23 protein-coding genes are annotated in these 26,247 nt (G+C 69.7%); 9 read left to right on the plus strand and 14 right to left on the minus strand.

Features of this window, described 5'->3' with window-relative positions:
• Position 1: 1 nt before the first annotated feature.
• The 3 genes from QWY80_RS08915 to QWY80_RS08925 all read right to left on the minus strand — a co-directional run bounded on the left by QWY80_RS08915 (position 2) and on the right by QWY80_RS08925 (position 3,228).
• Positions 2–772, minus strand: coding sequence for an ABC transporter ATP-binding protein (locus QWY80_RS08915; protein ID WP_290230463.1), 771 nt, complete (start codon positions 770–772; stop codon positions 2–4).
• A gap of 171 nt (positions 773–943) precedes the next feature.
• Entirely contained in the window at positions 944–1,951 is a 1,008-nt protein-coding gene (locus QWY80_RS08920) for a succinylglutamate desuccinylase (protein ID WP_290230465.1), read from the minus strand.
• Between the two features lie 200 nt (positions 1,952–2,151).
• Positions 2,152–3,228: a tartrate dehydrogenase gene (locus tag QWY80_RS08925; RefSeq protein ID WP_290230467.1), complete on the minus strand. Its 1,077-nt coding sequence runs from the start codon at positions 3,226–3,228 to the stop codon at positions 2,152–2,154.
• Positions 3,229–3,337: 109 nt separating this feature from the next.
• Between QWY80_RS08925 and QWY80_RS08930 the strand changes: the two genes are divergently transcribed.
• Together QWY80_RS08930 and QWY80_RS08935 are read left to right on the plus strand one after the other, a co-directional pair.
• Complete coding sequence (locus QWY80_RS08930) at positions 3,338–4,285, plus strand: LysR family transcriptional regulator (protein ID WP_290230469.1); 948 nt, start codon at positions 3,338–3,340, stop codon at positions 4,283–4,285.
• Positions 4,282–5,610: a glycosyltransferase gene (locus QWY80_RS08935; protein WP_290230472.1), complete on the plus strand. Its 1,329-nt coding sequence runs from the start codon at positions 4,282–4,284 to the stop codon at positions 5,608–5,610. Before QWY80_RS08930 ends, QWY80_RS08935 begins: the two co-directional genes overlap by 4 nt.
• 83 nt (positions 5,611–5,693) lie before the next feature.
• Here QWY80_RS08935 and QWY80_RS08940 read toward each other — a convergent pair whose 3' ends face one another.
• Both QWY80_RS08940 and QWY80_RS08945 read right to left on the minus strand, forming a co-directional pair.
• Positions 5,694–6,374, minus strand: a complete 681-nt coding sequence (locus tag QWY80_RS08940; RefSeq protein WP_290230474.1) for a TVP38/TMEM64 family protein — start codon at positions 6,372–6,374, stop codon at positions 5,694–5,696.
• Between the two features lie 146 nt (positions 6,375–6,520).
• Positions 6,521–7,699, minus strand: coding sequence for a TauD/TfdA family dioxygenase (locus QWY80_RS08945; protein ID WP_290230476.1), 1,179 nt, complete (start codon positions 7,697–7,699; stop codon positions 6,521–6,523).
• 116 nt (positions 7,700–7,815) lie between these two features.
• Here QWY80_RS08945 and QWY80_RS08950 point away from each other — a divergent pair, with 116 nt between their 5' ends.
• Positions 7,816–8,700 (plus strand): LysR substrate-binding domain-containing protein, encoded by an 885-nt coding sequence (locus QWY80_RS08950; protein ID WP_290230479.1) that lies wholly within the window; start codon positions 7,816–7,818, stop codon positions 8,698–8,700.
• A gap of 13 nt (positions 8,701–8,713) precedes the next feature.
• Here QWY80_RS08950 and QWY80_RS08955 read toward each other — a convergent pair whose 3' ends face one another.
• Both QWY80_RS08955 and QWY80_RS08960 read right to left on the minus strand, forming a co-directional pair.
• Positions 8,714–9,526 (minus strand): M90 family metallopeptidase, encoded by an 813-nt coding sequence (locus QWY80_RS08955; protein WP_290230482.1) that lies wholly within the window; start codon positions 9,524–9,526, stop codon positions 8,714–8,716.
• A gap of 4 nt (positions 9,527–9,530) precedes the next feature.
• Positions 9,531–11,117 (minus strand): bifunctional GNAT family N-acetyltransferase/carbon-nitrogen hydrolase family protein, encoded by a 1,587-nt coding sequence (locus tag QWY80_RS08960; RefSeq protein ID WP_290230485.1) that lies wholly within the window; start codon positions 11,115–11,117, stop codon positions 9,531–9,533.
• A 169-nt stretch (positions 11,118–11,286) separates the two neighbouring features.
• Here QWY80_RS08960 and QWY80_RS08965 point away from each other — a divergent pair, with 169 nt between their 5' ends.
• The 4 genes from QWY80_RS08965 to QWY80_RS08980 all read left to right on the plus strand — a co-directional run bounded on the left by QWY80_RS08965 (position 11,287) and on the right by QWY80_RS08980 (position 15,623).
• Positions 11,287–12,519, plus strand: a complete 1,233-nt coding sequence (locus tag QWY80_RS08965) for an ABC transporter ATP-binding protein (RefSeq protein ID WP_290230488.1) — start codon at positions 11,287–11,289, stop codon at positions 12,517–12,519.
• Complete coding sequence (locus QWY80_RS08970; RefSeq protein ID WP_290230489.1) at positions 12,516–13,802, plus strand: ABC transporter substrate-binding protein; 1,287 nt, start codon at positions 12,516–12,518, stop codon at positions 13,800–13,802. Before QWY80_RS08965 ends, QWY80_RS08970 begins: the two co-directional genes overlap by 4 nt.
• Positions 13,803–13,867: 65 nt before the next feature.
• The gene (locus tag QWY80_RS08975) at positions 13,868–14,755 is read left to right on the plus strand and encodes a carbohydrate ABC transporter permease (protein WP_290230491.1); all 888 of its coding nucleotides are present in this window, start codon (positions 13,868–13,870) and stop codon (positions 14,753–14,755) included.
• Between the two features lie 19 nt (positions 14,756–14,774).
• On the plus strand, positions 14,775–15,623 hold the full coding sequence (locus QWY80_RS08980; RefSeq protein ID WP_290230493.1) for a carbohydrate ABC transporter permease: 849 nt from the start codon (positions 14,775–14,777) through the stop codon (positions 15,621–15,623).
• Positions 15,624–15,625: 2 nt separating this feature from the next.
• On the opposite strand, the gene QWY80_RS08985 is transcribed toward QWY80_RS08980, so the two are convergent.
• The 3 genes from QWY80_RS08985 to betC form a co-directional block, all read right to left on the minus strand.
• Positions 15,626–15,892, minus strand: a complete 267-nt coding sequence (locus QWY80_RS08985) for a DksA/TraR family C4-type zinc finger protein (RefSeq protein ID WP_290230495.1) — start codon at positions 15,890–15,892, stop codon at positions 15,626–15,628.
• A 227-nt stretch (positions 15,893–16,119) separates the two neighbouring features.
• The gene (locus QWY80_RS08990) at positions 16,120–17,769 is read right to left on the minus strand and encodes a BCCT family transporter (RefSeq protein WP_290230497.1); all 1,650 of its coding nucleotides are present in this window, start codon (positions 17,767–17,769) and stop codon (positions 16,120–16,122) included.
• 281 nt (positions 17,770–18,050) lie between these two features.
• Entirely contained in the window at positions 18,051–19,577 is a 1,527-nt protein-coding gene (gene betC, locus QWY80_RS08995; protein ID WP_290230500.1) for a choline-sulfatase, read from the minus strand.
• A gap of 181 nt (positions 19,578–19,758) precedes the next feature.
• On the opposite strand from betC, the gene QWY80_RS09000 reads away from it, so the two are divergent.
• Complete coding sequence (locus QWY80_RS09000; RefSeq protein ID WP_290230502.1) at positions 19,759–20,655, plus strand: choline sulfate utilization transcriptional regulator; 897 nt, start codon at positions 19,759–19,761, stop codon at positions 20,653–20,655.
• A 26-nt stretch (positions 20,656–20,681) separates the two neighbouring features.
• Here the strand turns inward: QWY80_RS09000 and QWY80_RS09005 are convergent, their stop codons facing one another.
• From QWY80_RS09005 to glcD, 4 genes are all read right to left on the minus strand, one after another.
• A complete protein-coding gene (locus tag QWY80_RS09005; protein WP_290230504.1) occupies positions 20,682–21,083 on the minus strand; it encodes a heme-binding protein in 402 nt (133 codons plus the stop codon).
• Positions 21,084–21,392: 309 nt separating this feature from the next.
• Positions 21,393–22,625, minus strand: a complete 1,233-nt coding sequence (glcF, locus tag QWY80_RS09010; protein WP_290230508.1) for a glycolate oxidase subunit GlcF — start codon at positions 22,623–22,625, stop codon at positions 21,393–21,395.
• The gene (gene glcE, locus QWY80_RS09015) at positions 22,626–23,696 is read right to left on the minus strand and encodes a glycolate oxidase subunit GlcE (RefSeq protein WP_290230510.1); all 1,071 of its coding nucleotides are present in this window, start codon (positions 23,694–23,696) and stop codon (positions 22,626–22,628) included. It lies immediately after the preceding gene.
• A gap of 9 nt (positions 23,697–23,705) precedes the next feature.
• Positions 23,706–25,205 carry a glycolate oxidase subunit GlcD gene (gene glcD / locus QWY80_RS09020; protein ID WP_290230511.1) on the minus strand — a complete coding sequence of 500 codons (1,500 nt, stop codon included), beginning with the start codon at positions 25,203–25,205 and terminating at the stop codon, positions 23,706–23,708.
• Between the two features lie 245 nt (positions 25,206–25,450).
• Here glcD and glcC point away from each other — a divergent pair, with 245 nt between their 5' ends.
• Positions 25,451–26,230 carry a transcriptional regulator GlcC gene (gene glcC / locus QWY80_RS09025; RefSeq protein ID WP_290230515.1) on the plus strand — a complete coding sequence of 260 codons (780 nt, stop codon included), beginning with the start codon at positions 25,451–25,453 and terminating at the stop codon, positions 26,228–26,230.
• Positions 26,231–26,247 lie beyond the last annotated feature (17 nt).

Below are 26,247 nucleotides of genomic sequence, written 5' to 3' on the forward strand. Positions count from 1 at the left end.
GTCAGTGCTTGGGCGCCAGGAACTGCCGGAGCCGCTCGGAGCGCGGGTTGTCGAGCACCTCGCCGGGGGCGCCGGCCTCCTCGACGACCCCCTGGTGCAGGTAGATCACCTGGCTGGAGACGTCGCGGGCGAAGGCCATCTCGTGGGTCACCACGATCATGGTGCGGCCCTCGTCGGCCAGGTCGCGCATCACGCGCAGCACGTCGCCCACCAGCTCCGGGTCCAGCGCCGAGGTGGGCTCGTCGAAGAGCATCACCTCGGGATCCATGGCCAGCGCCCGGGCGATGGCGCCGCGCTGCTGCTGGCCGCCGGACATCTGGGCCGGGTAGTAGTCGGCGTGCTTGGCGAGCCCCACCCGGGCGAGCAGCTCGCGGGCGTGCTCGACGGCCTCCTTCTTCGGCTTGCCGAGCACGTGTACCGGCGCCTCGATGACGTTCTCCAGCAGCGTCATGTGGGCCCAGAGGTTGAAGCTCTGGAAGACCATGGAGAGCCGGGCGCGCATGCGCACCACCTGCTTCCAGTCCGCCGGCTCGCGGCCGTGCTTCGCCTGCTTGAAGCGGACCGACTCGCCGTGGACGAGCAACTCGCCCTCGTCGGGTTGCTCGAGCAGGTTCATGCAGCGCAGGAAGGTGCTCTTGCCGGAGCCGGAGGCTCCGATCAGGGTGATCACGTCACCCTTGTGGGCCGACAGCGACAGACCCTTGAGGACTTCGGTGTCGCCGAAGCGCTTCTTGATGTTGTGCACTTCCAGCGGAATCGGGGTTGCGGCCATGGAATGGGCTCCGGGTCAGGCGTGTCGCGGGACGGGGTGGCCCGACTCTTCGCGCGGGCGGCGACACGGGACGGATGCGGATCGGCAAAAGCGCACGATTTTACCTCCTGTTTGGGGTTGTTATAAGGATTTTTCCGCTGCCGGAGCGGCTTTTTTCCGCGAGTCTTGCTGTCAGGTGGGGGCCGGTGGCGGGGCGTCGGGCCTCACCAGCAGCGCCGCCCGGGCGCCGATCTCCACCGCGGCGTTGGGAAAGACCACCGCCAGGGGCTCGTCCCCCACCCGGATCTCGCCGCCCCGGCCGTCCTCGGCCAGCAGGGCACCGGGGGCGAACTCGGTGAAGTTCGGCGTGTCGTCCGGGAAACCCAGACGGAAGTCGGCGGACTCGCGCATCACTTCCCGCTCCACCCGGAAGAAGGCCATGCGGCTGGGCTCGGCACCGGGCGGTTCGCGGCCCTCCAGCAGGCTGAGCAGCAGCCGGCCCATGGGAGCCAGCGGTGCCGGGTCATTGTGCCCGAAGGGCAGGGCGCGGCCCAGTTCCAGCGTCAACGCCTGGGCGCCGTGGTAGTGCCGGCTGTAGTGGGAGAAGGTCCAGCTGTGGCGGTGCTGGTGCAGCACCGCCTGTATCCCGGCGGCGGCCAGCCAGCGCCACTGCTCGGGGGCGACGGCGCCGGCCTCGCTGAAGGGGCCGACCACGAAGCGCGGATAGCGGCTGTCGCGGATCGCCGTATGCAGGTCGTAGTGCAGGGCGGGGCGTTCCGGGTAGCGGGCCAGGAAGGCGTCTACCGCGGCCATCAGCGCCCGGGCGCGGTCCGGCTCCATGCCGGCCTCGGCCAGGTCGCGACGGAACAGCCGGTTGAGGTTGGTGCCCAGGTAGCGCACGCCCCGGCGGATTGCCTCCGGGTTGCCGAGGATCACCAGGGCCGGGGCGCCCAGTCGCGACACCCCGGCCTCGAGCCGCGCCAGGCAGTCGCCGAGCAGCTCGATGGGGGCGGTCTCGTTGCCGTGGATGCCCGCGGAGATCATGCAGGCCCGGGCCCCCGGCAGCGGGCGGTCGGGCATCAGTTCCAGCACGCCGGGGGCGTGCAGGTGGTAGCGGCCGCCGGGCAGTTGCCCCTGGCTCGGGGCGGCCGCCGCCTCGGCCGGCTCGCCGAGGCTCAGGTCCAGCCATTCGTTCAGCATCGTCGCGTCCTGTGCCGATTCGGGTCGACCTACCATCGCCGGCCGCCTGCCGCCGGGCAAGGGACGAGGTCGACGGCGTGAAAGCCCGGGTGCGATCCTGAAAGTGGCCGGCTGACGCCCTTCACGTCCCGACGCGACGACGCGGCCCGTCCCGACATGCCGGGGCGGGCCGCGTGGCGTCCGGGCGAGCCGGGTGGCGGTCAGCCCCGGGCGATGCGCTCGGCGATGGCCCGGCCCAGCGACTCGGTGGTGCCGGTGCCGCGGATATCCGGGGTCAGCACCGCCGGGTCGCCTTCCGCCAGTATCGCCTCGAAGGCGGACACGATGGCGTCCGCGGCCTCCCGGTGACCCAGGTGCTCGAGCATCATGGCACCGGACCAGACCTGGCCGATGGGGTTGGCGATGCCCTGGCCGGCGATGTCCGGGGCGCTACCGTGCACCGGCTCGAAGAGGCTGGGGAAGCTGCCCTCGGGGTTGATGTTGGCCGAGGGGGCCACGCCAATGGTGCCGGTGCAGGCCGGGCCCAGGTCCGAGAGGATGTCGCCGAACAGGTTGCTGGCCACCACCACGTCGAACCAGTCCGGGTGCATCACGAAGTTGGCGGTGAGGATGTCGATATGGAACTGGTCCACGTCGACGTCCGGGTAGTGCTCGCCCATGGCGGCCACCCGCTCGTCCCACCAGGGCATGGTGATGGCGATGCCGTTGGACTTGGTGGCCGAGGTGAGCTTCTTGCGGGGACGCGACTGGGCCAGGTCGTAGGCGAACTTCAGCACCCGGTCGACGCCGTGGCGGGTCATCACCGTCTCCTGGATCACCACCTCGCGGTCGGTGCCCTCGAACATCTTGCCGCCGACGCTGGAGTATTCGCCCTCGGTGTTCTCGCGCACCACGTAGAAGTCGATGTCGCCGGGCTGGCGGTCGGCCAGGGGGCTCTTGATGCCCGGCAGCAGCTTGCAGGGGCGCAGGTTGATGTACTGGTCGAAGCGGCGGCGGAACTGCAGCAGTGACCCCCACAGCGAGACGTGGTCGGGCACCGTGTCGGGCCAGCCCACGGCGCCGTAGTAGATGGCGTCGAAGTCCTTGAGGGTCTCGAACCAGTCGTCGGGGAGCATCTGGCCATGCTCGGCGTAGTAGTCGCAGCTGGCGAAGTCGAAGTGCTCGAGTTCGAGTGCGATGCCATAGCGGTCGGCGGCGGCCTGCAGGGCGCGCAGGCCTTCCGGCATCACCTCTTTGCCGATGCCGTCGCCGGGGATGATGGCGATACGATGGGTCATGGCGTGTCTCCTTCTCGTCTCGGGTCGATGCCTGGCAGTCTAGCCCTGTCAGGGGCGGGGATAATCAGGCTATGATGCAATCTACTATTGAGCTCAAGTGGAGAATGGCGTGACGCCCCTGGACGACCTGGCCTTCTTCCGTCGCCTGGCCGCGGCGGGCAGCCTCACCGCCACCGCCCGCGAGCTGGGCCTCTCGCTGTCGGCGGTCAGCAAGCGGCTCAAGCGGCTCGAGGCGCGGCTGGGCGTGGAGCTGGCCAGCCGCACCACCCGCCGCCTCACCCTGACCGCCGAGGGCGAACGCTACCTGGCCCGGGGAGGCATCATCCTGGAGGAGCTGGCCGAGCTGGAGGAGAGCCTCGGCGCGGATCGTGCCGACCTCTCGGGGCCGCTGCGGGTCAACGCCACCTTCGGCTTCGGGCGGCGCCACGTGGCGCCCCTGCTTTCCGCCTTCTGCCGGCGCCATCCCGGCATCGAGGCGGTCCTGGAGCTCTCCAACTTCCCGCTGAGCCTCGGCGACCAGGCCTTCGACCTGGGCATCCGGGTCGGCGAGCCGCCGGACTCCCGGCTGGTGGCGCGGCGAATCCTGGCCAACCGGCGCATCCCCTGTGCCGCCCCCTCGCTGGTCGAGGCGCTGCCGCCGCTGCACGAGCCCGCCGACCTGGCCGGCCAGCCCTGCCTGCTGCTGCGCGAGAACGACAGCGACTTCGCGGTATGGCGCTTCCGGCGGCGCGGGCCCGGCGGGGGCGAACAGGCGGTGAAGGTGGGCGGTGCCCTGGCCAGCAACGACGGCGAGGTGGTGCTGCGCCTGGCGCTGGATGGCCATGGCATCGTGCTGCGGTCCTGGTGGGACGTCCACGAGCACCTGGCCCGCGGCGAGCTGGTGGCGCTGCTGCCGGAATGGCAGGGGATCGCGGCCGACTTCCATGCGGTCTACCTGCAACGGCGCCATGTACCGGCGCGTATCCGCGCCTTCGTCGACTACCTTGAACAGGAGATGGCGGGGCGCGTGCCGCCCCTGGAGCGCCACGTCGTCCCACGGAAGGAGGCCTTGTCGTGAACGTGTTGATGTTCACCAATACCTACCTGCCCATCGTCGGCGGGGTCAGCGAGTCGGTGCAGCGGCTCAAGCGCTGCCTGCAGGCGGCCGGCCACCGGGTGCTGGTGGTGGCCCCGCGGCTCGAGGGCCAGCCACGCGAGGAGCGCGACGTGGTCCGGGTGGCGGCGGTCCAGCACTTCAACGGCAGCGACTTCTCGCTGCCGGTGCCGATCCCCGGCCAGCTCCACGACGAGGTCGAGGCCTTCGAGCCGGACATCGTCCACTCCCATCACCCCTTCCTGCTGGGCGACACCGCGGCGCGCACGGCGGAGACCTACGGCCTGCCGCTGATCTTCACCCACCATACCCTCTACGAGCACTACACCCACTACGTGCCCGGCGACTCGCCGCGCATGCAGCGCTTCGCGGTGGCGCTGGCGACCCAGTACACCCGGCTGTGCGACGAGGTCATCGCCCCCAGCGAGAGCATCCGCGACCTGCTCTACGAGCGCGAGGCCAACCCGCGGATCAGCGTGGTACCGAGCGGGGTCGACACGGCACGCTTCGCTACCGGCGACGGGGACGGCTGGCGCCGGCGCCTGGGGATTCCCGGCGACGCCTACGTGATCGGCCACCTGGGGCGGCTGGCCCGGGAGAAGAACCTCGACTTCCTGGCTCGCGGGGTCGCCGAGGCGCTGGTGAATGCCTCCGGGGCACACTTCCTGGTGGTCGGCGACGGGGATGCCCGGGCCGCCATGCAGGCGACCTTCGCCGAGGCCGGGGTGGAGCAGCGCGTGTACTTCGCCGGACGCCTGCAGGGACGGGCGCTGATCGACGCCTATCACGCCATGGACGTCTTCGCCTTCGCCTCCCACAGCGAGACCCAGGGCATGGTGATCGCCGAGGCCATGGCCGCCGGCCTGCCGGTGGTGGCGGTGCAGGCTCCCGGGATACAGGAGGTGGTATGCGATGGTCGCAACGGCCGGCTGCTCGTCGATGACGATGCCGCGGCCATGGCCGCGGCCCTCGTCGAACTGGCCGACGAGGGCCGGCGGCGGCCGTTGGCCGAGCGGGCCCGGCAGACGGCTCACCGCTATGACGAGGCGCGCTGCGCCAGGCGCTGTCTGGCGGTCTACCGACGGGCCATCGCCCGGGGCGGTCCCTTCACCCACGCCGACGAGGGGGGCTGGGAGCTGGTGCGCAGCCGGCTGGGAGCCGAGTGGCAGATGCTGCGTCACCGCGGACGCCTGCTGCGCCACCTGGTGCAGGAGGAGTGGGAGCACGAGCGCCCCGACTGGTGGCCCCGCCAGCGCGAGGATGACGAGGCCGACCTCTCCGGCCGCTGAGAGCCTGTCGGACTCGGCGCTGATCTACTGCGCAAGCCGAATCTCTCGCGGCGCTCGACCCAATCCGACAGGCTCCCAGGCGTTCAGCGCCGGCGCCGGCGACGTTCCGCCCAGCGCTTCAGCCCGGCCAGCAGGGCGATGGCCGCCAGCAGCCCAGCGATGCCCCAGGCCAGCTCGCCGCGGCTCTCGGCGGTGGCCAGCTGGCCGAGCTGGCTGCCCAGCAGGGTCACCCCGGCGAGCCCCGGGAGGATGCCCAGGGCGGAGCCGATCATGTAGTCGCGGAAGCGCAGGTGGAAGGCCCCGGCCATCAGGTTGGTGAGGGTGAAAGGCGCCAGGGGCAGCAGGTTGACCAGGGTCATGGTGCGGATGCCGCGGCCGGCCAGGTAGCGCGACAGGCCGTGCAGGTGTCGCCCGCCGTGGCGGATCAAGGCCTCCCGGCCGAGGCGGCGGCCCACCCACCAGGTTAGCATCGAGGCGGCCAGGGTGCCGGCCAGGGCGTAGGCGAAGCCCCACCAGGGGCCGAACATCAGCCCCGTCGCCGCCACCAGCAGGCTCAGCGGGAACATCACCAGCGAGGCGCCGGCGTAGACCGCCATCACCACCAGTACCGCCCAGGGCGCGTCGCGCCAGGCCAGGGATCCCTGGACCAGACGCTGCAGCGTGGCGACGCTGAGCAACCCCTCGCCGGCCAGCCACTGCCAGCCGATGGCCAGGCCGACGAGCACGGCGAGGGCGATCAGCGGAAACAGGAGCGTACGGGGCATGCGGGGACGCCTTGGCTGCGGTGAGGGCTACAGCATACGGGGCCGGCGCCGGCCGGCCAATGCGCCCGCGCTACGTCCTCAGAGCTCCAGCGCCTCGTCGGCCGGCGGGTCGCGGTCGCCGCCGGCGCGGGAGGGGGGCGGCGTGATCAGTGGGCGTGGCGGGCCAGCACTCGCAGGCGCGACTCGATCGGGTCGCGATCGAGGTAGGTGCCCTGCAGGTGGCGCCGGCCGGAGTTGGGGTCGAAGGCGCCGCGGCCGTGCAGCACGCGCCGGTTGTCGAAGGCGATCATGTCGCCCGGGCGCAGGCTCAGCTCCAGCTGGTGGCGCGGCTCGTGGAGCAGTTCCCAGAAGCGGTGGTAGGCGCGGTACCAGGCGTCGATGGCCTCCTCCGGCAGGCGCAGGGTGTCGCGAATCCAGTTGTTGAAGCGCACCTCCACCACCCGGCCCTGGGCGTCGCAGCTGAGGATCGGCGCGCGCACGGCGATGTCATGGGTTTCGTCCTGGAAGCGGAAATCGATGGGCGTCTCGGCGAGCACGCGGAAGGCCTCGGGGTCCTCGCTGCGCAGGGTCTCGGCGACCCGGTAGCCGTCGGCGAACTGCGACTCGCCCCCCTCGGCGTCGTTCTCCAGGCAGTAGAGCAGCTGGATGTCGGGCGGATGCTGCCAGTTGGGCAGGTCGGTGTGCAGCGCCAGGCCGATGGCGGTATAGGCGGCGTTGTTGGGATTGGGCTTGGAGCGGACGTCGAAGCGGGCGCCGAAGTTGGTGGCGCGCAGCGGCCCGATGCGCGTGGCCAGCCGGCTCACCTCCTCGTCGGCCAGCGGGCCCTCCTCGAGCAGCACCAGGCCGTCGCGCAACAGCGCCTCCAGCCAGGCGCGCTCGCCGGCGTTGCCGACGACGAAGTCGGCGTGGCGCACCCGGGCGAGGGAGTAGTCGTCGCGCCAGGGCCGCGGTACGGGCAGCGGGTCGGCGGGGGCGGCGGCGGGGCGGCGCTGATGCAGCCAGCCGCCGTGGAAGTCGCTGGCGTGGCCGTCCGGCCAGGTCAGCCGCAGGTGGCCATCGCTCAGTTGGACCCCGATGGCGGGCTCGGCCGCGGCACGCGGCAGGACCAGGCGCTCGCGGGTCTGGGGATGGCGGCACTCGGGGCAGGCGCAGTGGTCGCGCAGCCACAGCCAGGGCAGGCGGGCACGGGCGCCGTCCTCCCAGGTCAGCCCGAGGCCTCGTGCCTCGGCCCGGGCGTCCTGCAGCCGCGGGGCCTCGGCGTAGGGGGCGAGTTCGTGCATCTCGACCGGCGTGGCCTGGGGTTCGAGGGTTGGGGCGGTGAGCATCCGGGCCTCCTGTGAGGGTGGGGAATCGAGAGTGCCCAGGATGGGGACTGGCCGGCCGGGTGACAAACGATTAATCTGGCGGCTATGGCCAAGCTGAGCTTATAGGCGGCTTTCTCATGGATTCCCTGCCTCCGCTGATCTGGCTGCAGGCCTTCGAGGCCGCGGCACGCACCCTGAGCTTCACCGCCGCCGGTCGCGAGCTGGGCGTGACCCAGGCGGCGATCAGCCAGCGCATCCGCCTGCTCGAGGATCGCCTGGGCCAGAAGCTCTTCGTCCGCCATCCGCGCAGCCTGTCGCTGACCCCGGCGGGGCGCGCCTGGCTGCCCAGCATCCACGACGCCTTCGCACGCCTCGCCGAGGGCACCCAGGAGGTGTTCGGCGCCGCGCCGTCCCGCTCGGTGACCCTGCGCACCACCCCGGTCATCCAGCAGAACTGGCTGGCGCCACGCCTGCTGGCGTTCCACCGTGCGCATCCCGAGATCGCCGTCCGGCTGGTGAGCGCCATCTGGCCGGATGACTTCGGGCCCCAGGGCGCCGACATCGAGATCCGCTACGGCGACGGCGGTTGGGGGGAGATGGAGGCGGTGTCGCTGGGCACGGAGAGCCTGCTGCCGGCCTGCAGCCCCGAGCTGGCGGCGGAGCTCGGCGAGCCGGCGGACCTGGCCGGCCACACCCTGCTGCATGCGGCGGGCTTCGCCTTGGGCTGGCCCACCTGGCTGGAGCGGGCCGGGGTGGCGGGGCTCGACCGCCACTGCTTGGCGCTGACCTGCGATAACCAGGTGATGAGCCTGGCCCTGGCCGGCCGCGGCGGCGGGGTGGCGCTGACCCATCGACGCCTGCTCGAGGGCCGCCGGGACCTGGTTGCGCCCTTCGCGCTGGCGGTGCCCAGCGAGGAGGCGTTCTGGCTGGCCAGGCCGCGACGGCGCAGCGCCCACCCCGAGGCGCAGCGGCTGTGGGCCTGGCTGCACCCGCAGGAGGCGGCGACAGCGCGCCCGTCCTGAGCGCGCGGGGCGTTCAGGCGCCGGCGGGGGAGGGCGGCGCCCAGGCCCGCGGGTCCTGGCGGAAGTAGCGGACCAGCAGGGCATGGAGCTCGGGGTAGGCGCCGTGGAGCCGCTCGGGGGCGGTGAAGAAAGCCTCGCAGCACACCGCGAAGCACTCCCCGGGATGGCTGGCGGCGTAGTCGTCGATGGGCGGTGCCTCGCCGCGTTCGAGGTGCGCCTGGAGGTCGTCCCAGACGGCGCTGAACACGCGGTGCCACTCCCGGGGATCGAGGTCGCCGGACAGCGGCGGGAAGCCGTCCACGTCCAGGGAGTTGCCCAGGTCGAGCTTGTGGGCGAACTCGTGGATCAGCACGTTGAAGCCGCTGAAGTCGCCGCTCTCCATCAGGTCGGGGAAGGCCACCACCACCGGGCCCTGGTGGGAGGTCTCACCGGCGCGCTCGTCGTCGTACTCGTGCATCACGCCGAACTCGTCCATCTCCTCCACCCGGCGCTGGAAGGCGTCGGGCAGCACCAGCACCTCGTGGACGTTGTCGAAGGCCTGGCGGTGGTCGGCATCGTCCCAGCCCAGGGTGAGCAGGCAGGCCTGGGCGGCCAGGGCCAGCCGGGCGGGGAGGTCGAAGGGCGTGGCCTCGGCGAGTTCCGGGTGCAGGCTGACCCGCTTGGCGTGCAGGAAGCGCCAGGCGCGCCGGCCCAGCCGCGCGGCCGCTGGCTCGGGCAGGGCGGCGAGCAGCGGCAGCCGCGCGCGGGCCTCCCGCCACGCCGCCTCGGGAAAGGGGTGGCGCGCGGCGAAGCGCGCCTCCCGCCAGCGGCGCAGGCGTTCCAGCACCGCCTCAGCCCTCCTCCAGGTTGGCCCCGGATTGCCGGCCACCGGACTTCCACGACCAGTCGCGCCAGCGCAGGTCGAAGAGGTCCTTGCGGCGATCCTTGAGGTTGGTCACCGAGCCCTCGTTGCGCACCATGACCAGCCGCGTCAGGTCGAGGTCCGAGAACATGATCATCTCGGTGTTGGGCGTGGTCTCGGCGAGCACGGCGTCGTGGGGGAAGAGGAAGTCCGAGGGCGAGAAGACCGACGACTGGGCGTACTGGATGTCGAGGTTCTCGATGGACGGCACGTTGCCCACGCTGCCGCACAGCACCACGTAGCACTCGTTCTCGATGGCCCGTGCCTGGGCGCAGTGGCGTACCCGCAGGTAGCCGTTCTTGGTGTCGGTCCAGAACGGCACGAAGAGGATGTCCAGGTCCTGTTCGGCGAGCAGCCGGCCGAGCTCGGGGAACTCCACGTCGTAGCAGATCAGGATGCCCACCCGGCCGGCGTCGGTCTCGAACACCTGGAGGTCGTCGCCGCCCTCGATCACCCAGTCGCGGCGCTCCTGGGGCGTGATGTGCAGCTTGGCCTGGCACTCCAGCTCGCCGTCGCGGTGGCAGAGGTAGCTGACGTTGTAGAGGCGGTCGTCCTCGCCGGCCTCGATCATCGAGCCGGCGACGATGTTGATGTTGTAGGAGACCGCCATGCGCGACAGCTCGGCCTTGAAGCGCTCGGTGAAGCCGGCCAGGAAGCGGATGGCGGCCATCTGGTCCTGCTGGGCGGCGCGGTCCTGCAGGCCCATCAGCGGGCCGTTGAACAGCTCCGGGAAGACCGCGAAGTCGCTCTTGTAGTCGGACAGGGCGTCGACGAAGTACTCCACCTGCTGCAGCACCGCCTCCACCGAGTCGAACTCGCGCATCTGCCACTGCACGGCGCCGACCCGCACCTGGGTCCTGCGGGTATCGAGCACCAGCTCGGCGGGCTCGTAGAGGAAGTTGTTCCACTCCAGCAGGGTGGCGTACCCCCGGGAGCTCTCGTCCTCGGGCAGGTAGTCGCGCAGCAGGCGCTTGACCTGGAAGTCGTTGGCCAGCTGGAAGGAGAGGATGGGGTCGTGGATCTCGCGGCGGGTGACCTTGTCGATGTACTGGGTGGGGGAGAGCTCCTCGGCGTGCGCGTGGTACTGGGGGATGCGTCCGCCGGCCAGGATGGCGCGCAGGTTGAGCGAGCGGCACAGCTCCTTGCGGGCGTCGTAGAGGCGACGGCCCAGGCGGTAGCCGCGGTAGTCGGGATGGATCAGCACGTCCAGGCCGTACATGGCGTCGCCGTCGGGGTCGTCGAGGATCACCTCGCGCTTGCCGAGCAGGTCGTCGTACTTGTGGGGGTTGGTGAACTCGTCGTAGTCGACCCGCGCGGTCAGCGCCATGCCCACCAGGGTGCCGTCGTCCTCGATGGCGATCTGGCCGTCGGGGAAGGACTCGATCAGCTTGTCCATGGTGTGCCGCGACCAGGCGCCGCCGATGTCGTGATAGACGGCGTCCATCAGCGTCTCGAGTTGGGGATAATCCTCCGGGGTCAGGTTGCGGAGGGTCAGGTGCAGGTCGTCGAGGGACATGGCGCGGCTCCTGAGCGGGAAGGGGAGGGCATTCTAGCACGCTGCGACCCGGCGACTCCCGGGCGCGGCGTCATCCGCCTGTCATCGGTTCGCACCAGGATAGGGGCCACCCTGCCGAATTAGCGGCTACGCTGAGTTCGAGAATGCCGATGAGCGTCATGTCACGCCTATGAATCACCATCACGACCATGCCGACCCGCCCCGGGAAGAGACGCAACGCATCCGGCTCGAGGCCGTCAGCAAGCGCTGGGGCAGCACCACCGCCGTGGACGGGATCGGCTTCACGGTGGTCCCGGGGGAGTTCGTCATCCTGCTGGGCCCCTCGGGCTGCGGCAAGTCGACCACCCTGCGCATGATCGCCGGGCTCGAGCCGGCCAGCGCCGGGCGCATCCATATCGGCGAGCGCGACGTCACCCACCTGCCGCCGGGGGATCGCGGCATCAGCATGGTCTTCCAGTCCTATGCGCTCTTTCCGCATCTCAGCGTCGCCGACAACATCGTCTTCGGCCTGCGCAGCCGCAAGGTGCCCAGGCCCGAACGCCAGGCCCGGCTGGCGAGGGTGGCCGCGCTGGTCGACCTCGAGGCCTACCTGGACCGCAAGCCGGCCCAGCTTTCGGGCGGCCAGCGCCAGCGGGTGGCCCTGGCCCGGGCGATCATCTCCGAGCATCCCATCTGCCTGATGGACGAGCCCCTCTCCAACCTCGATGCGCGCCTGCGCGGCGAGATGCGTCGCGAGATCAAGGCCCTGCAGCAGCGGCTGGGCATGACGGTGATCTACGTCACCCACGATCAGGTGGAGGCGATGAGCATGGGCGACCGGGTGATCCTGATGCAGGACGGCCGCCTGGTCCAGGACGGCACCCCCGATGAGCTCTACGAGCGACCGGCCAGCGCCTTCGCCGCCGGCTTCATCGGCAGCCCGGCGATGAACCTGGTGCCCCTGGCAGCCGCCGCCGACGGGGCGGTGATCGACGGCGAGCCGCACTGCAACGTGGCGCCCCACGAGGCCGCCGGGCAGCTGCTCGGGGTGCGCCCCGAGGACATCCGGGTGCTGGCCGAGGACGCCACCGGCGTTCCCGCCCGGGTGCTGGATGCCGAATACCTGGGCGCCGACAGCATCGTGCGGCTCGAGGTCGGCGACCAGACGCTGCGTGCGCGCCTCGACGGCCGACCGCCGCTGGGCGCGGGCGCCGCCTGCCGGCTGCAGTGGCGGCGCGAGGCTACCCACTTCTTCGCCACCGAGGACGGCCGTCGCCTGGAGATCGCCGGGCACGACCTGGCCGCCCCGCCGGGCCGCCGACGCTTCGCGACGTCCCGGTCCGGCCCGCTTTCGCAGCAGGACGGCGAGGCCCGGGCCTCGTCCAACCAGGTAGGGAACGACACGCCAGGAGTGAACCGATGAACGCACGCTTCCCCGTCAACAAGCGCGGCCTGGCCATGGCCGCCCTGCTCGCCGCCGGCTCGCTGAACGCCCAGGCGCAGACCGAGCTGACCATGTACTACCCGGTGGCCGTGGGCGGTGCCCTCACCGAGGTGATCGACGGCCTGGTCGCCGACTTCGAGGCCGAGCATCCGGACATCGCGGTGGAGGCCATCTATGCCGGCAACTACGACGACACCCGGGTGCGCGCCATGTCCGCCGTCGAGGCCGGCGACGCCCCGCAGCTGTCGGTGATGTTCTCCATCGACCTCTACGAGCTGATCGAGCAGGACGTCATCGTGCCCTTCGACGACCTCGTCGAGAGCGATGCGGAGCGCGAGTGGCTCGACAGCTTCTATCCGGGGCTGATGGAGAACGGCCGGCTCGACGGCCAGACCTACGGCATCCCCTTCCAGCGCTCGACCATCGTCTTCTACTGGAACAAGGACGCCTTCGCGGCCGCCGGGCTCGACCCCGACACCCCGCCCGAGACCTGGGCGGAGATGGCCGAGATGGCCGCGGCGGTGCGCGAGGCCTCCGGCGGCGAGCAGTGGGGTGTGATGGTGCCCTCCACCGGCTATCCCTACTGGATGTTCCAGGCCTTCGCCTTCCAGAATGGCCACCGCCTGATGAGCGAGGACGGCACCGAGGTGTACTTCGACGACCCGGCGGCCGTGGAGGCCCTGGAGTACTGGGTAGCGCTGGCCGACGAGCACGGGGCGATGCCCGACGACACCATCGAGTGGGGCACCCTGCGCCAGAACTTCATCGAGGAGTCCACCGCCATGATGTGGCACAGCACCGGCAACCTCACCGCGGTGCGCAACGAGGCCGACTTCGATTTCGGCGTGGCCATGCTGCCCATGAACACCCAGCGCGGCAGCCCCACCGGCGGCGGCAACTTCTACCTCTTCAAGGATGCCAGCGAGGAGGAGCGGCGCGCCGCCATGACCTTCATCCGCTGGATGACCGCGCCGGAGCGCGCCGCGGCCTGGTCCATCGAGACCGGCTACATGGGCGTCAGCCCCGCGGCCTACGAGACCGAGGCGCTGCGCGACTATGTCGAGGCGTTCCCGCCGGCGGCGGTGGCCCGCGACCAGCTCGAGCACGCCACCGCGGAACTGGCCACCTACCAGGGCGGCCGTGTGCGTCGGGCGCTGGACAACGCCGTCCAGGCGGCGCTGACCGGGCAGATGTCGCCCGCCGAGGCGCTGGCCCAGGCCCAGCGCGAGGCGGACGCCGCCCTGCGGCGCTACGCGCGCTGAGGCGCAGTCCCCGCCGGCGCCGTGTCGCCGGCGGGGCATGATTTCCGGATGTCCGAGGAGCGGGAATGGCGAGGCTGACCTCCGATCGACGCATGCAGGTCTATGGTGCCCTGCTGCTGTTGCCGGCGGCGGTGCTGCTCGGCACCTTCGCCTACCTGCCCACCGTCGCCACCCTGATCAACAGCCTCTTCCTGCCCGGTTTCCGCGGCGCGGCGCCGGAGTTCGTCGGGCTGGAGAACTATGCGCTGCTGCTCGAGGATCGCACCTTCTGGACGGTCGCCCGCAACAACCTGTTCTATGCGCTGGGCACCATTCCCACCTCCATCGCCCTGGCGCTGGGCATGGCGCTGTTCGTCAACGCCCGGCTGCCGGGGCGCGGCCTGGTGCGCATGGCCTACTTCACGCCGACCATCCTGCCGATGATCGCCGCGGCCAATATCTGGATGTTCTTCTACGCACCGCAGATCGGCCTGTTCAATCACCTGCTGGGGGCGCTCGGCATCGAGGGCCCGAACTGGCTGGGCGATCCGGGCGTGGCACTCGGCGCGGTGATCGTGATGACCATCTGGAAGGAGGCCGGCTTCTTCATGATCTTCTACCTGGCGGCGCTGCAGAGCATCCCGCCGGACCTCGAGGAGGCCGCCGACCTGGAGGGCACGAGCCGCTGGAGCTTCTTCTGGCGGGTGACCTTCCCGCTGCTGATGCCGACCACGCTGTTCGTGCTGATCAATGCGCTGATCAACGCCGTGCGGGTGGTCGACCACCTGTTCATCCTCACCAAGGGCGGGCCCAACAACGCCACCAACCTGCTGCTCTACTACGTCTACGAGAACGCCTTCTCGTTCTTCGACCGCACCTACGCCGCCACCATCACGGTGGTGATCCTGCTGGTGCTGGCGGTGGTGGCGACCATCAAGTTCCGCGTGCTCGATCGCCGGACCCATTACCAGTGACGGCCGAGAGGAGATGCCCATGACCACCCCGACCGCCGCCGCTGTCGCCTCGCGCCGCTTCGCTATCCGCTTGCCCGGCCTGGAAACCACCGCCGCCTGGCTGCTGGCGATCGTCTGGATCTTCCCGCTGCTCTACGCCTTCTGGGCGGCCTTCCACCCCGCCGAGTTCATGGTGCGCTTCGAGCTGCTGGCGCCGCTGACGCTGGACAACTTCACCGACGCCTGGGAACAGGCGCCCTTCGCGCGCTACTACGTCAATACCTTCCTGCTGGTCACCGGCATCGTCGCCGCCCAGTTCGTGGTCTGCACCCTGGCCGGCTTCGCCTTCGCACGCTTCCCGATCCCCGGCAAGGACGCGCTGTTCATGCTGGTGCTGATCCAGCTGTTCGTCTTCCCCGAGGTACTGATCGTCGAGAACTACCGCATCGCCAGCGGCCTGGGGCTGGTCGACACCATCGCCGGCATCGGCCTGCCCTACGTGGCCAGCGCCTTCGGCATCTTCCTGCTGCGCCAGACCTTCAAGACCATTCCCCGGGAGCTGGAGGAGGCCGCCCGGGTGGAGGGCTGCGGCTGGATGGCGATCCTGCTCAAGGTCTACGTGCCCCTGGCCAAACCGACCTACCTGGCCTACGGCCTGGTGTCGATCAGCCACCACTGGAACAACTTCCTGTGGCCGCTGGTGGTCACCAACTCGGTGGAGAGTCGCCCGCTGACCGTGGGGCTGGGGATCTTCTCGGCCCCGGAGACCGGTGTGAACTGGGCCACCATCAGCGCCGCCACCCTCCTCAGCATCGCCCCGCTGCTGGTCGCCTTCCTGCTCTTCCAGCGCCAGTTCGTGCAGTCCTTCCTGCGCGCCGGGATCCGCTGAGCTCAGCGCAGTTGGCTGTCCTTGCTGCCGCGCCGGTTATAGCCGCTGAAGGCGGTCCGCTGCTTGTCGCGCTCGCTCTGGCAGGCGATGCAGAGGCGCACACCCGGCACGGCCTCGCGGCGGGCCTGGGGAATCTCGTCGCCGCACTCCTCGCAGTGATGCCGGCTCTCGCCCCGCTGCAGCTCGCTGCGCGCCCGCTGCAGCGCATCCTCGATGGTGCTGTCGATCTGCTCCTGCACGGCACCGTCCCTCGACCAGCCACCGGCCATGGTGTCGCCTCCTCCGGCTCTCGGTGAGCCGTATGCTCGTTCGTGACCCTCACGGCAAGCCGACCGGCCCATCGCCGGGCGATGCCGGTCCCGCACATGTCTACTCTAGCGTTCTCGACGGCCCAAAGCGATGCTGGGTGCGACAGCCGGGACCTCCCCCTGGCCATCGCCGCCTTCCGGCCGGCGCATGCCCAGGGGGCGGTGGTTTCATGACGCGATCGAGTGCTTCAGGCGGCCTTGCGGCGCAGCTGGCGCAACTCGCCGTTGAGCGCCCTGATGATGGAGTAGCACATCAGCAGCATCACGATGGAGAACGGAATCGCCGTCGCCGTCACCCCGGCCTGGAGCGCCGACAACCCGCCGCCGATCAGCAGCACGATGGCGATCAGGCCCTCCACCGTGGCCCAGAACATGCGCTGGGGCCGGGGAGCGTCGATCTTGCCGCCGGCGGTGATGGTATCGATCACCAGCGAGCCGGAATCCGACGAGGTGACGAAGAAGATCAGCGCCAGCGTGATGCCGAGGGTCGACATCAGGCCCGTCAGCGGCAGTTCGTTCAGCATGCCGAACAGCGCCAGCTCGGGGTTGTAGTTGTCGATCACATAGTCCTTGACCAGGCTGCCGGCGGGGTCGGCATAGAGCTGATCGAGCGCGGTGGCGCCGAAGACGCCCATCCAGACGAAGATGAACAGGCTGGGAACCAGCAGCACGCAGATCACGAATTCGCGCACCGTGCGGCCCCGCGACACCCGGGCGATGAACATGCCGACGAAGGGCGCCCAACTGACCCACCAGGCCCAGTAGAAGATGGTCCAGGCTTGGCGATAGGCGTCATCGTCGCGACCGAAGGGCGCCGACAGGGGGAGGAAATCCGTGACATAGGTCGAAAGCCCCGTCCAGAACCCGCTCAGGGCCACCAGGGTCGGGCCGGCGAACAGCACGAAGAAGAAGAACAGCACGGCCAGGACCATGTTGATCTCGGAGAGCTTCTTCACGCCGCCCTCGAGTCCGCGCCAGACCGATACCAGGGCCACTGCCGTGACCAGCACGATGACGATGACCTGGGTGGTGGTATTGACGTCCAGGCCGAAGACGAAGTTCATCCCCGCATTGGCCTGCTGTGCCCCGAGCCCGAGCGCCGTGGCCAGGCCGAACAGGGTGGAGAACACCGCCAGGATGTCGATCACATGCCCCCACCAGCCCCAGACGCGCTCGCCGAGGATCGGGAAGAACGCCGAGCGGATGGAGAAGGGCAGGCCCTTGTTGTAGGTGAAAATGGCCAGCGCCAGGGCCATCACCACATAGACGGCCCAGCCGTGGATGCCCCAATGCAGGAAGGTGCCGGCGAGGCCCAGGGCGCTGGCCTCGGGAATGGCCTCCGGGTTCAGCGCCCCATCGGCGCCGAACGGAGACGCGACGCCCAGGGGCAGGGAGACGTTGGCATGGTAGACCGGCTCCAGCACGCTGAAGAACAGCAGGCCGATGCCGATGCCGGCGGTGAACAGCATGGCGAACCAGGACAGGTAACTGTGCTCCGGTCGGGCATCGGGCCCGCCCAGCCTGACCGACCCGTAGGGCAGGACGACCAGCGCCAGGCAGAACAGGATGAAGAAATCCACCAGGATCATGAAGTACCAGTCCAGGCTCCCGGTGGAGAAGGCGACGATGGACTGGAAGACGCTCCCCGCCCGTTCCGGAAACAGCAGGGTGAGAACGATGAAGAGGACCGAGGCGAGCGCCGATACGACGAAGACCCGGTTGTGGATATCGAAGCCGACGGGCCCGAGTCGACCCTGGATGTTGTCCTGGCCGACGATGTAATCCGTCTGCATGTCGCTGGTCTCGGCAGGCGATGCCGGATCGCTCGAAGTATTCATGCGATACTCCTTGTTATCAGATATGAAACAGCGAGGATATTGTCATATTAGGCCTTATCGTCCTGAACTCGTGGGCTCAAGGCAAACCGGCATTGAAGCCGGCCTCCAAGCCTTGTACGGCGACGCGATTCAAGCGGTTCGCCTGTGGAGGGGAGGGATGGTGGGTCATGGGGCAGTACCTCTCGTCTTGTTATGCCTGCGGCCCTCTGCGGGCCGACAAGGGCCACCGGCGGGGCCGGTGGCCTTCTGAACGCGGCGTCTGCCGGCCGGCCCCGAGCGGCTTATGAACCGGAGGGGACCGGGAAACGGGCGCGCGCCTCGAGGTCGTCCAGGTCGATGGTGTTGCGCATGTACTGGGTGCTGGCATCGAACACCGGCTGGTGATCCCAGGGGGTGACCCTGCCCTTCATGTTGGCGCGGGCCACCAGCTTGCGGCGGCGCTGGCTGTCCAGCACTTGCTGATGCAGCTTCTCGGTATCCCAGTGACGGGCGATCTCGTCGCGGAACTGCTTGCACAGGTCCAGGTGCGCGGGATCCTCGGCCAGGTTGGTCAGTTCCAGCGGATCGGCCTCGAGATCGAACAACTGGTCGGGGTCCGGGGCGGTGTGGACGAACTTGTAGCGCCCGCGGCGGATCATCAGCAGCGGGGCGATCGCGCCCTCGCCGCAGTATTCGCCAATCGCCTCGTCGTGGCCGCCGTTGCCGGTCAGGTGCGGAATCAGGCTGCGGCCGTCGACGGGCACGGCGTAGTCCGGCGCGGTACCGTCATGGGCGAGTTCGGCGAAGGTCGGCAGCAGGTCCATGGTGGAGACGGACTCCTTGACTCGCCCGGGGGTGAAGCGGCCCGGCGCGTGGACGATCATCGGCACCCGGGCGGAATCCTCGAACCAGCTCATCTTGTACCACAGGCCACGCTCACCGAGCATGTCGCCGTGATCGCCGGAGAACACGATGATGGTGTCCTCGTCCAGCCCGGTCTCCTCGAGGGCCTTGAGCACGGCGCCGAGCTGATCGTCGACATAGCTGAGCGCCCCGTAGTAGGCATGGCGGGCATTGCGGATCTGCGCGTCGTTGATGGTGTCCTCGTCGCACTGGTAGACGTAACGCAGGCGCTTGGAGTGCGGATCCATCAAGTCGCGGGAATAGGGCACGCGAGGCATGTCGATGTCGTCATGGTCGTAGCGGTCCCAGTACTCCTGCGGGATGGTGTAGGGGTCGTGCGGGTGGGTCAGCGACACGGTCAGGCAGAAGGGGCGCTGCTCGCCGTTCCGCGCGTAATCGTAGAGGAAGCGCTGGGCGCGGAAGGCGACCTCGTCGTCGAAATCGAGCTGGTTGGAACGCACGCAGGGGCCGGCCTCAATCACCGAGGACATGTTGTGGTAGTAGCTCGGACGCTTTTCGAAGTCCTCCCAGTCGACGTACCAGCCGTAGTCGGCCGGGTAGATGTCGGTGGTCAGGCGTTCCTCGAAGCCGTGGAGCTGGTCGGGGCCGCAGAAGTGCATCTTGCCCGACAGCGCGGTGGTGTAGCCGGCATCGCGCAGGTAGTGGGCGAAGGTCGGGGTGTCGGCAGGAAAGTCGGCGGCGTTGTCGTAGGCGCCGATGCGCGACGGCAGCTGGCCGGCCATCAGGACGAAGCGCGACGGCGCGCACAGCGGGCTGTTGCAGTAGGCGGAGTCGAAGACCACCCCTTCGGCAGCCAGGCGCGACAGGTGCGGGGTCTTGACCAGCGGATGGCCGTAGAAGGGCAGGGCCGATGCCGCCATCTGGTCGGCCATCAGGAACAGGATGTTGGGCTGCTTGCGCGTCATGGGGCCTCCTCTTGTCATTGATGCGAGCTGGGGGTACGGGGACTCGCTTCCAGCCTTGACTGGCTGTCGCAACAGTCTCTCTGCTAATCTCATACCCTGTAAACTCGGTAAATTTTTATGGGAGGCATCGCTATACCTAATGTCATGGATAGCCCGGGCGGCGTCGCCCAACAGCCTGCGGGTGTTCGAGGCGGCGGCTCGGCACCTCAGCTTCACCGCCGCGGCCCGCGAGCTGCGCTCGACCCAGTCGGCCGTCAGCCAGCAGGTTCGCAGCCTGGAAGAGCAGCTCGGCCTGCCCCTGTTCGAGCGGATCTACCGTGGCGTGAGGCTGACCGAGGCGGGACAGGCGCTGTTCGTCGGTGTGCAGGAGGGGTTCGCCACCATCGATCGTACGATCGACCGGCTCCAGCACCGGCATCGCCATCCCCACGTGAACATCCTCACCGACTTCTCGTTCGCGGCTTACTGGCTGATGCCCCGGCTGCCGAGCTTCCGCGAACGGCACCCGCATATCGACGTGCGCATCGTGACCAATCAGGGCGTCCTCGACTGGCGTACCCAGGAAGTGGACATCGCCATCCTGTTCTGCGACGAGCGGACCCTGGCGGGCGGGGTGCCGCCGTTGTTCCGGGAAGAGGTCTTGCCGGTGTGCAGTCCGGGCTTCCTGCGGCAGCACGGCCCGATCGCCTCGCCGCAGCGGCTGGCGGAGCTGCCGCTGCTGACGCTGCTGGCCGAACAGGGGCAGAGCTGGCTGGACTGGCCGCGCTATTTCGCGCAGCAGGCGGGCATCGACTACCTGGAGTCGTCGGAGCTGACGTTCAACAACTACACCCTGCTGATCCAGGCGGCGATCGCCGGCCAGGGCATCGGGATGGGCTGGCGGGGGTTGATCGACGACCTGCTCGACGGCGGCATGCTGGTAAGCCTGCCGGAACTGCAGATCCGCTCGTCGCGTGGCTACGGGTTGATCGATGCCCAGCCCGACGCATCGAGCGAGGCGAAGCGAGCGCTGTGGGCGTGGGTGCTGGACTGTGCGGCGGAAGCCGGGAGAGAAAAAGCCGGCCGGACGCAGGCCTGAAGGGTCCTCCGGCCGGCCGGTGGCGATCAGCCGAGGGCGGCGACGCCGGCCTTGGCGACCTGGACGTCCTGGTCGGGCTTGACGCCGGAGATGCCCACGCTGCCGGCCACCTCGCCGTCGACGAGCACCGGTACGCCCCCCGAGAGCAGCGCCTGCATGGGGGCGGTGACGAAGGCGGTGCGGCCGTTGTTGATCATCTCCTCGAAGACCTGGGTCTCCTTGCGGCCGATGGCGGCGTTGCGGGCCTTCTCGGTGGCCACGCCGGCGCTGAAGGGCGCGGCCCCGTCCAGGCGGCGCAGGCCCAGCAGGTGACCGCCATCGTCGGCCACGGCGATGGTCACCGCCCAGGCGTTGGCCTCGGCCTCTTGCTGGGCGGCGTCGAGGATGGCGTTGACGTCGTCCTGGGTCAGTACGGGCTTGGTCTGCATGTCACTCTCCTTGGATTCGCATCTTGTGATTTATTGGTCTTGGCACATGGGTGCTCGGTGACCGGGACGCGTGCTGCGCCCGGTACAATTCAAGTGGCGCCGGTCAGGTCAGGGCCTCGTCGACGATCTCGATCCAGTGCCTGACAGGCATGCGGCCGGCGCCGGCGAGGTGGGTCTGGCACCTGAATGATTGAGCGCGGTGACGATCATGTGAGTGCCTCGTCGACGATCTCGATCCAGTGCCTGACTGGCGTGCGGCCGGCGCCGGCGAGGTGGGTCTGGCACCTGAATGATTGAGCGCGGTGACGATCATGTGAGTGCCTCGTCGACGATCTCGATCCAGTGCCTGACTGGCGTGCGGCCGGCGCCGGCGAGGTGGGTCTGGCACCCGATGTTCGCGGTGACGATCACCTCGGGGTCGCCGGCCTCCAGGTTGTCGAGCTTGTTGTCGCGCAGCTGGGTGGCGAGCTCCGGCTGGGTGATGCTGTAGGTGCCTGCCGAGCCGCAGCACAGGTGGGCGTCGGCGACCGGCGTGAGGGCGAAGCCGAGCCGCGTCAGCACGCCCTCCACGGCGCCGCCCAGCTGCTGGGCGTGCTGCAGGGTGCAGGGACAGTGGAAGGCGAGCCGGCGGCCCTCCTTGACCTTCAGGTCGTCGAGGTCCTCGTCGCGCAGTATCTCCGAGAGGTCCTTCGCCAGTTCGCTGACCCGGGCCGCCTTCTCGGCGTAGGCCGGGTCGTCGGCGAGGATGTCGACGTACTCCTTGACGAAGGCCCCGCAGCCACTGGCGGTCTGGACGATGGCTTCACAGCCGGCCTCGATGTGTGGCCACCAGGCGTCGATATTGGCGCGGGCTCGGGCCCGTCCGTCGTCCTGGGCATTGAGGTGGAAGTCGATGGCTCCACAGCAGCCCGCCTCGGCGACCGGGGTGAGCCCGATCCCCAGGCGGTCCAGCACCCGGGCGGTGGCGGCGTTGGTGTTGGGCGACAGGCCCGGCTGCACACAGCCCTCGAGGATCAGCATCCGGCGCTCGTGGCGGTGATGGTCGGGGCGCGTGCCGGCGTCCACCGGCGCTGGCGGCAGCTTGTCGCGCAGCGTGCCGGGGACCAGCGGGCGGAAGGTCAGGCCCAGCCTGAGCAGCGCCTGGAAGCGTTTGGGATCCACCAGCGCCTTGCGCAGCCCGAAGCGCAGGGCGCGTTCGGCGGGCCCCCGCGGCACCCGGCGCTCGATCTCGGCGCGGCCGATGTCGAGCAGCTTGTGGTACTCCACGCCCGAGGGGCAGGTGGTCTCGCAGTTGCGGCAGGTGAGGCAGCGATCCAGGTGCAGCCGGGTCTCCTCGGTGACCTGGTCGTCATCGTCGCGGCTCTCCAGCAGCTCCTTCATCAGGTAGATGCGCCCGCGCGGGCCGTCCCGCTCGTCGCCGAGCAACTGGTAGGTGGGGCAGGTGGCGTTGCAGAAGCCGCAGTGCACGCAGGTGCGCAGTACGCGATCGGCCTCGCGGATATGCGGCTGCTTGAGGGCTTCCTCGGTGAAGTGCGTCTGCATTCAGACCTCCGCGTAGAGTCGGCCGGGGTTGAAGATGCCGTGGGGGTCGAGCTCGGCCTTGAGGCGGCGGTGGTACCCGAGCAGCGCCGGCGTCAGTGGGGTGAAGGGCTCGGCGGCACCGGGCGTCAGGCAAGTCGCATGGCCGCCGACCCGGGCGCAGGCCGCGCGGATCGCCTCGGCGTCGGCATCGCTCTTCACCCAGCGCTGGGTGCCGGCCCAGTCGTAGAGCACCGGAGGCTCGCCCGGCAGGTCGAGGGGCGGGGTATTGGCGGGCAGCGAGAGACGCCACAAGGGAGCCTCACCGGCGGTAAAGAAGGGCAGGCGATGCTCGCGCAGGTCCGTCCAGAAGCCCGCCTCCAGGTCGTCGCCGCCCAGGCGTTCGGCGGTGGCGGCCACCGAGCTGGGGCCGCCCTCGAGACGCAGGTGCAGGGCACCGTCGAGCCAGGCGGCGGCGCTGATCGGCATGGGCTTGCGGCCCCAGTCGGCGAGCTTCTCCAGGGCCACGTCGAGGGGCAGCTCGAGGCGCAGGCTGCGTGAGGTGCCCGGCTTGGGCAGCACCTTCAGGGTCACCTCGCTGAGCAGGCCCAGGGTGCCCTGGGCGCCGGCCATCAGCCTCGACAGGTCGTAGCCGGCCACGTTCTTCATGACCTGGCCGCCGAAGCGCTGTTCGACGCCCTCGCGGTTGATCACCCGGGCGCCGAGCATGAAGTCGCGCACGCTGCCGGCCCAGGGACGGCGCGGGCCGGAGAGGCCGCTGGCCACCATGCCGCCGACGGTGGCGGCGTCGCCGAAGTGGGGCGGCTCGCAGGCGAGCATCTGGCCCTGCTCGGCGAGCGCGGCCTCCAGCTCGGCCAGTGGCGTGCCGGCGCGCACCGAGACGATCAGCTCCACCGGGTCGTAGTAGGTGATGCCGCGGTGCTCGCGGGTGGAGAGGGTGCGGCCCTCCACCGGCCGGCCGTAGAAGGCCTTGGTGTCACCGCCGACGAAGCGCAGCGGCGTCCCGTCGCGGTCGGCCGCGCGCACCTGTTCGGCGAGGGCCGCGGCCATGTCTTGGGCATTGTGCTGGGTCATGGTCATCTCTCAGAAGCGCGGCAGGTCGGGGTGCGGCAATTGACCCTTGTGCACGTGCATGGCGCCGAACTCGGCGCAGCGGGCCAGCGTGGGGATGTTCTTGCCCGGGTTGAGCAGCCCCGACGGGTCGAAGGCGGCCTTCACCGCGTGGAAGGTGGTGATCTCGTCGGGGCGGAACTGGGTGCACATCTGGTTGATCTTCTCGCGACCCACGCCGTGCTCGCCGGTGATGGTGCCGCCGACCTCGACGCACAGCTCGAGGATCCTGCCGCCGAGCTCCTCGGCCTGCTCGAGCTCACCCTCGCGGTTGGCGTCGAACAGGATCAGCGGGTGCATGTTGCCGTCGCCGGCGTGGAAGACATTGGCCACGCGCAGGCCGTATTCCTCGGAGAGGTCGGCGATGCCCTTGAGTACCCGCGGCAGCTCGCGGCGCGGGATGGTACCGTCCATGCAGTAGTAGTCCGGCGACATGCGGCCCACCGCCGGAAAGGCGTTCTTGCGGCCGGCCCAGAACCGGGCGCGCTCGGCCTCGTCGCGGGCCTGCCGGACGTCGGCGGCGCCGGCCTTCTCGAGCACCTCGCGCACGGTGGCGCAGTCGTCGTCCACGTCGGCCTCGACGCCGTCCAGCTCGCAGAGCAGGATGGCCTCGGCCTCCACCGGATAACCGGCCCTGACGAAGTCCTCGGCGGCACGGATCGCCAGCTTGTCCATCATCTCCAGGCCGCCCGGGATGATGCCCGCGGCGATGATGTCGCCCACCGCGCGGCCGGCCTTTTCCACGTCGTCGAAGCTGGCCATCAGCACCTTGGCGGTCTCCGGCTTGGGCAGCAGCTTGACGGTGATCTCGGTGACCACGCCGAGCATGCCCTCGGAGCCGGTGAACAGCGCCAGCAGGTCGAAGCCGGGGGCGTCCAGGGCCTCGGAGCCCAGCGTCAGGCGCTCGCCCTCGATGGTCAGCACCTCGACCTTCAGTACGTTATGCACGGTGAGGCCGTACTTCAGGCAGTGCACGCCGCCGGCGTTCTCGGCGACGTTGCCACCGATGGAGCAGGCGATCTGCGAGGAGGGGTCGGGGGCGTAGTAGAGCCCGTAGGGTGCGGCGGCCTCGGAGATGGCCAGGTTGCGCACCCCGGGCTGGACGCGGGCGATGCGCGCTTCGGGGTCGACCTCGAGGATGCGGGCGAAGCGCGACATCACCAGCAGTACGCCCTGCTCCAGGGGCAGGGCGCCGCCGGAGAGGCCGGTGCCGGCGCCGCGGGTGACCACCGGCACGCCCAGTTCCCGGCAGCGCCGGAGCAGGGTCGCCACCTGGTCGAGGGTCTCGGGCAGCGCCACCAGCATGGGTAGCACCCGGTAGGCGGAGAGGCCATCGCACTCGAAGGGCCGCAGGTCCTCCTCGCGGTGCAGCAGGGTCAGGTCCGGCACGGCCCGCTGCAGGTCGGCCAGCACCTCGGCCTTGTCGTTGCTCGGCAGTTCGCCGTCGAGCCTGGCGTCGTAGAGGATGTTCATGGTGACTCCCCCTGCATCGCGTCGTCGTGGAACGGAGTGGTTGGCTGCATGGTCGTTGGATCGGCTTGTCCATGGAAGGTGGTACAGGCCAATCTGTGACTTTGGCGGCCGTCTGTCCAGCCTGTGGTGCAGTGGTCAGACCAGTAATTCGTGTATAATATGAAACGATTTTCCAATTCCTCGTCTCGCAGGGTAAACGGGAGACGGCGTGCTGGCCAGCACGAAGAAGGGGCCGGAGGTGAGGCATGAAGGCATGGGGTGAAGAGGCATCGGCGGGGCAACGCACACCGGAGAGCGTGGCGGCCCGGCTGGAGCAGTTGATCCTGGATGGGATCTTCCGTCCCGGGCAGTTGCTGCCCTCGGAGCGGCGGCTCTGCGATCGTCTGAACGTTTCCCGCGCCTCGCTGCGGGAGGGGCTACGCATCCTGCGCGGCAAGGGCATCATCGAGACCCGCCACGGCCACGGCTCCACGGTGGCCGCGCTGCTGCCGGCCCGGGAGCAGAGCCCGCTGATGCACCTGTTCCGGGATCATCCGCGGACCCTCTTCGACCTGCTCGAAGTGCGCGCCCTGCTGGAGGGGGAGTCCGCGCGGCTGGCGGCCAGCCGCGGCACCCCGGCGGACCGTGTGCTGATCACCCGGCGCTATCGGGAGATGGCGGATTACGTCGAGTCGGTCGACCCGGTCGATGTGGAGCGGTTGGCGCGGCTGGATCACGCCTTCCATCTGGCGGTCTCCCAGGCCTCCCACAACCCCGTGCTGGTGCATACCCTGCAGAGCGTGACCGACCTGTTGCTCAGTTCGGTGTTCGCCTCGGTGAAGAACCTCTACCACCGGCCGGGGCCCAGGAAGATGATCAACCGACAGCATGCCCGGCTGCACGACGCCGTGGTGCAGGGCAAGCCCGAGCTGGCCCGCCGCGTGGCCCTGGAGCACCTCTCCAGCGTCGGCGACGCCCTCAGGGAGATCGAGGCCGAGGACGAGCGCCTGGAGCGCTCGGCCATGCGGCTGGAAGAGTGGGGATGAGCCTGGTACCTGGAATG

Origin of the sequence: Halomonas ramblicola (assembly GCF_030409215.1) — a bacterium.
Lineage (GTDB): Bacteria > Pseudomonadota > Gammaproteobacteria > Pseudomonadales > Halomonadaceae > Halomonas > Halomonas ramblicola.